This is a genomic window from Herbaspirillum sp. UBA812 (assembly GCF_002296545.1).
GTDB classification, from domain to species: Bacteria; Pseudomonadota; Gammaproteobacteria; order Burkholderiales; family Burkholderiaceae_D; genus Herbaspirillum; species Herbaspirillum huttiense.
Window position 1 is genome coordinate 1 of record NZ_DBIC01000179.1, and the last position, 5,295, is coordinate 5,295.

General features: G+C 63.6%; 4 protein-coding genes. 2 read left to right on the top strand and 2 right to left on the bottom strand.

The genetic code is table 11. The features are described from left to right. Positions 1–613 (top strand): methyl-accepting chemotaxis protein (locus B3873_RS12060; RefSeq protein ID WP_286866302.1); only part of this gene is annotated, 613 nt, incomplete at its 5' end. Positions 614–637: 24 nt separating this feature from the next. On the opposite strand, the gene B3873_RS12065 is transcribed toward B3873_RS12060, so the two are convergent. Together B3873_RS12065 and uvrB are read right to left on the bottom strand one after the other, a co-directional pair. Beyond that, positions 638–1,435: a uracil-DNA glycosylase gene (locus tag B3873_RS12065; RefSeq protein ID WP_286866304.1), complete on the bottom strand. Its 798-nt coding sequence runs from the start codon at positions 1,433–1,435 to the stop codon at positions 638–640. A 76-nt stretch (positions 1,436–1,511) separates the two neighbouring features. Next, positions 1,512–3,593, bottom strand: coding sequence for an excinuclease ABC subunit UvrB (gene uvrB / locus B3873_RS12070; protein ID WP_209535649.1), 2,082 nt, complete (start codon positions 3,591–3,593; stop codon positions 1,512–1,514). A 433-nt stretch (positions 3,594–4,026) separates the two neighbouring features. On the opposite strand from uvrB, the gene B3873_RS12075 reads away from it, so the two are divergent. Continuing rightward, a complete protein-coding gene (locus tag B3873_RS12075; protein ID WP_286866306.1) occupies positions 4,027–5,244 on the top strand; it encodes an aromatic amino acid transaminase in 1,218 nt (405 codons plus the stop codon). Positions 5,245–5,295 lie beyond the last annotated feature (51 nt).

Here is a 5,295-nt window from a genome sequence, read left to right on the forward strand (position 1 = left end):
GGGGCGCGGGTTTGCGGTGGTGGCATCTGAGGTGCGTTCCCTGGCGCAGCGCTCGGCCACGGCCGCCAAGGAGATCAAGCAGCTCATCGATGATTCGGTGCAGAAGGTGGAAGCGGGCAGCCAGCTGGTGGCCCAGGCCGGTTCGACCATGGATGAAGTGGTCTCCAGCGTGCGCCGCGTGACCGACATCGTGGGTGAGATCAGTTCAGCCAGCCAGGAGCAGAGTGCCGGCATCACCGAAGTGGGCAATGCCGTGACCCTGATGGATGAGGCGACCCAGCAGAACGCCGCGTTGGTGGAGGAAGCAGCGGCAGCGGCCAAGTCCCTGCAGGAACAGGCGGCTCACCTGGCCGCCGTGGTGGCGGGCTTCAAGCTCGATGAAAGCGGTGGCGCCGCTCCGATCACGCCGCCGCCGGTTCATCATGCTGCCCCGTCGCCGGCTGCAGCAGCACGTCCGGCACCGGTCAACATCACGCCCAAGCCGGCAGCGCTGAAGGCCAAGCCCGCCAGCAAGCCTGCGCTGCCGGCCGAACCGGCTGCGCCTGCCGCGCCCAAAGCCGCACCGAAAGCACCGCCCAAGAGCGGTGGTGGCGACGACTGGGAAGAGTTCTGAGCGAGGAAATTGAAGCGGGCCGCCTCAGGCCCGCTTCTTCAGCAGCTGCATGGGCGCAAACAATTGCTGCATGCCGCTGTGTTCGATGAAGCTGAGGTTGTAGGGATGCTCGGCCACCGCGCGCGGGAATTGCGCCACCAGCGGCAGGCCGCTCAGTTGCTCAGCGATCTTCCCCCACAGCACCAGCGTCGGCAGGGATTTGCCCTGTGCCTGGCCATGCTCGGCCAGGGCGCGCAATACCGTCTCAAAGAAGGGCTTCCAGCCCTTGGCGTCCTTGATCGGGGCGACGTGGCTGCGGAACACCAGGCTGGCATTGAGCAGCAGGAAGCCTTGCGCAGTGAGGTTGTCCTGCAGGTCGGCCAGGGTCTGGATGCTGCCTTCCACATCGGCCTGGGCCTGCGCCGCGATGCCGGCCAGCGCATCGCCACTGGTCTGGCCCGCCTGCAGCGCGCCTTCGGCCACCAGCAGCATCTTCATGAAATTGCGCAGCGAGGTCGCCCGATTGACCTGCTTGGACAAGCCCTTTTCCGACCACAGCGAACCCACTGCGCCATCCATGAAGCACACGCCGGTCGCACTGGCCGCGCGCGGATAGGGGCCTTCGCCCACCAGCACGTAGCGCACCTGGTCCATGGGCTGCGTGAAGGCTGCGAACAGGCGGCCTTCGGTGGGTAGGTAATCGTCCTGCGCCAGAATGGAAAGATAAGCGGGATCGGCTTGCTGGATCGCCTCCAGGCCGGCGCGCAGGGCGGCATGCCAGGAGGGATGGGCGGTTTGGATCAGGTCCGACAGGGGTGCAGGGAGGGTGGAAACGGAAGACATGGAAAATGAAGGGGAGGCACGGCCGTATGAATGAAGTGGCGGCATTGTATACCGCCCGGCCGGCCTCCCCGCAGGATCAGGCGACCGCCGAATCGCTGCCCGATGCACCGAAGAGCTGCTGCTTGAGCAGCTGCAACTGGTCGCGCGCCGCGGCGGCCTTTTCGAACTCCAGGTTCTTGGCGTGTTCCTGCATCTGCTTCTCCAGGCGCTTGATCTCCTTGCTGATCTGCTTCTCGCTCATGGATTCGTAGTTGCGCTTCTCCTCGGCCACCATCATTTCGGTGCGCGCCTGGGCCGGGTTGAAGATGCCGTCGATCAGTTCGCGGATTTCCTTCTTGATGCCGGTCGGCACGATGCCGTTGGCGGCGTTGAAGGCCAGCTGCTTGGCGCGGCGGCGCTCGGTTTCGCCGATGGCCTTGTGCATGGAATCGGTCACCACGTCGCCATAGAGGATGGCCATGCCGTTGAGGTTGCGTGCCGCGCGGCCGATGGTCTGGATCAGGCTGCGCTCGGAACGCAGGAAGCCTTCCTTGTCCGCATCCAGGATCGCCACCAGCGAGACTTCGGGAATGTCCAGGCCCTCGCGCAGCAGGTTGATCCCGACCACCACATCGAAGGTACCCAGGCGCAGGTCGCGGATGATTTCCACCCGTTCGACCGTATCGATGTCGCTGTGCAGGTAGCGCACCTTGATGCCGTTGTCGGAGAGGAATTCGGTCAGCTGCTCGGCCATGCGCTTGGTCAGTGTAGTCACCAGCACGCGCTCGTCCTTGGCGATGCGGTCATTGATCTCCTGCATCAGGTCATCCACCTGCGTGGTGGCCGGACGCACGGCGATGATGGGGTCCACCAGGCCAGTCGGGCGCACCACCTGTTCCACCACCTGGTCGGCGTGGGTGTTTTCATAGTCCGCAGGCGTGGCCGAGACGAAGATGGTCTGGCGCATCTTCTTCTCGAACTCGTCGAACTTCAGCGGCCGGTTGTCCAGTGCCGAGGGCAGGCGGAAACCGTAGTCCACCAGGTTCACCTTGCGCGCACGGTCGCCGTTGTACATGCCGTTCAACTGGCCGATCAGCACGTGTGACTCGTCCAGGAACATGACGGCGTCCTTGGGCAGGTAATCCACCAGCGTCGGCGGCGGGTCGCCCGGCTTGGCCCCGGACAGATGGCGCGAGTAGTTCTCGATGCCCTTGGTGAAACCGATCTCGGTCATCATCTCGATGTCGAAGCGGGTGCGCTGTTCCAGTCGCTGTTCTTCGATGAGCTTGTTTTCCTTGCGGAAGAATTCCAGGCGCTCGGCCAGTTCTTCCTTGATGGTCTCGATGGCGCGCAGCACGGTCGAGCGCGGCGTCACGTAGTGCGAACCGGGATAGATGGTGAAGCGCGGGATTTTCTGGCGCACCCGGCCGGTCAGCGGGTCGAACAGTTGCAGGCTGTCGATCTCGTCGTCGAAGGTTTCGATGCGCACGGCCAGCTCGGCGTGTTCGGCCGGGAAGACATCGATGGTGTCGCCGCGCACGCGGAAGGTGCCGCGGCCGAAATCGACTTCGTTGCGGGTGTACTGCATCTGGATCAGGCGGGCGATGACGTCGCGCTGCGAGACCTTGTCCTTGGCGCGCAGGGTCAGGATCATCTGGTGGTATTCGTTCGGGTTACCGATACCGTAGATGGCCGAAACGGTCGCCACGATCACCACGTCGCGCCGTTCCATCAGCGACTTGGTGCAGGACAGGCGCATCTGCTCGATGTGTTCGTTGATCGAGGAATCCTTCTCGATGAACAGGTCGCGCTGGGGGACGTAGGCTTCCGGCTGGTAGTAGTCGTAGTAACTGACGAAGTATTCCACCGCATTGTGCGGGAAGAATTCGCGGAATTCGCTGTAGAGCTGCGCCGCCAGCGTCTTGTTGGGGGCGAACACGATGGCAGGGCGGCCCAGGCGGGCAATCGTGTTGGCCATGGTGTAGGTCTTGCCCGAGCCGGTCACGCCCAGCAGGGTCTGGTAGAACAGACCGTCATGCACGCCTTCGACCAGCTTGTCGATGGCCGCCGGCTGGTCGCCCGCCGGGGGGAACACCTGATAGAGCTTGAAGGGCGAGTCGGGGAAGGTGACGAACTTGCTCTCGTCCAGCTCGGTATTGATGGGGGTCAGTTCAGCCATGGTCTGGGTTGCCTTTGTCGCGCGGGTTCCGGTGTGCCGCCACGGTGCAGGAAGAACCGGCAACGCCCGCAAGCGGGGCATTGCACACAGGCAAGGTGGAGGCGTGAATATTCATCAAATGCTGCCGGGATGCTGAAGTTCAAGACACAATCTGCGCCTCCGCAGCCGGCAAAACCGGACGCAAAGCCGCGTCAGGAGCCAGCTCATCCACTGGGCCGGACGGCCTGGCGCGGGGTGGGTGCAGATTGGGGTTATGTCGATAGAACATGGTGTCATGCAGATTCAGCAGGCAATTGGGCCTGTCTGTGTCTGTGATTGGCCATCCACATTTGTTAGAATGCAGTGTTGCAAAAAGGTGCACATCCGAATCTCTCCCTGTGCACCCATTTCCTTCTGCAGCGCTTTGTTGCAGCTAACTTTTCATGTTATCACGATGAACGCACCTGTCTCCGCCTCCCTGTTTTCCGCCATCGAAATGGCGCCGCGCGACCCCATCCTGGGCGTGACCGAAGCCTACAACGCCGACCAGAACCCGGCCAAGACCAATCTGGGCGTGGGCGTGTACTACGACGACAACGGCAAGGTCCCCCTGCTGGAATGCGTGAAGAAAGCCGAGGCGGAACTGGCGGCCAAGCTGGCCCCGCGCACCTACCTGCCCATCGACGGCCTGGCCACCTATGACCGCGCCGTGCAGGAGCTGGTCTTCGGTGCCGGCAGTACCGTGGTGACCGAGAAGCGTGCGATCACCGTGCAAGCCCTGGGCGGCACCGGTGCCCTGAAGCTGGGGGCCGACTTCCTGAAGCACTTCTCGCCGGCCGGTACCGAAGTCTGGATCAGCGATCCGAGCTGGGAAAACCACCGCGCCCTGTTCGAGATGGCCGGCTTCAAGGTCAACGCCTATCCGTACTACGATCCGTCCACCCGTGGCGTGAACTTCGCCGGCATGCTGGACGCGCTGAAGACCATGAGCGCCGGCTCGGTCGTGCTGCTGCACGCCTGCTGCCACAACCCGACCGGTGCCGACCTGACCGACGATCAGTGGACGCAAGTCATTGAAGTGGTGACCTCGCGCGGCCTGATCCCCTTCCTGGACATGGCTTACCAGGGCTTTGGCGACGGCATCGCCGAAGACGGCCAGGTGGTGCGCCGCTTCGCTGAAGCGGGCGGTCCGCTGTTCGTGTCGAACTCCTTCTCCAAGTCCTTCTCGCTGTATGGCGAACGCGTCGGCGCACTGTCGATCGCTGCGGCCAGCGCCGAAGAAGCGGCACGCGTGCTGTCGCAACTGAAGCGCGTGGTGCGTACCAACTACTCCAACCCGCCGATCCACGGTGGCCAGGTGGTCGCGACCGCCCTGGCATCGCCCGAACTGCGCAAGCTGTGGGAAGACGAACTGGCGGAGATGCGCGTGCGCATCCGCGAAATGCGCCAGCTGCTGGTGGCCAAGCTGAAAGAGAAGGCCCCCGGCCATGACTTCGACTTCGTCATCAAGCAACGCGGCATGTTCTCCTACTCGGGCCTGACCAAGGCCCAGGTGGATCGCCTGCGCAACGAGTTCTCGATCTACGCCGTCGACACCGGCCGCATCTGCGTGGCTGCGCTCAACACCAAGAACATTGACGTGGTGGTCGACGCGATCGCCAAGGTACTGTAATTGGCAGGCGCGGCCCCGTCTTCGGAGGGGGCCGCGCAGGGCGTTTTCTCC

Coding starts and splice junctions, on each gene's coding strand:
- B3873_RS12065 (WP_286866304.1), bottom strand. CDS start 1,435: ATGTCTTCCGTTTCCACCCTCCCTGCACCCCTGTCGGACCTGATCCAA.
- uvrB (WP_209535649.1), bottom strand. CDS start 3,593: ATGGCTGAACTGACCCCCATCAATACCGAGCTGGACGAGAGCAAGTTC.
- B3873_RS12075 (WP_286866306.1), top strand. CDS start 4,027: ATGAACGCACCTGTCTCCGCCTCCCTGTTTTCCGCCATCGAAATGGCG.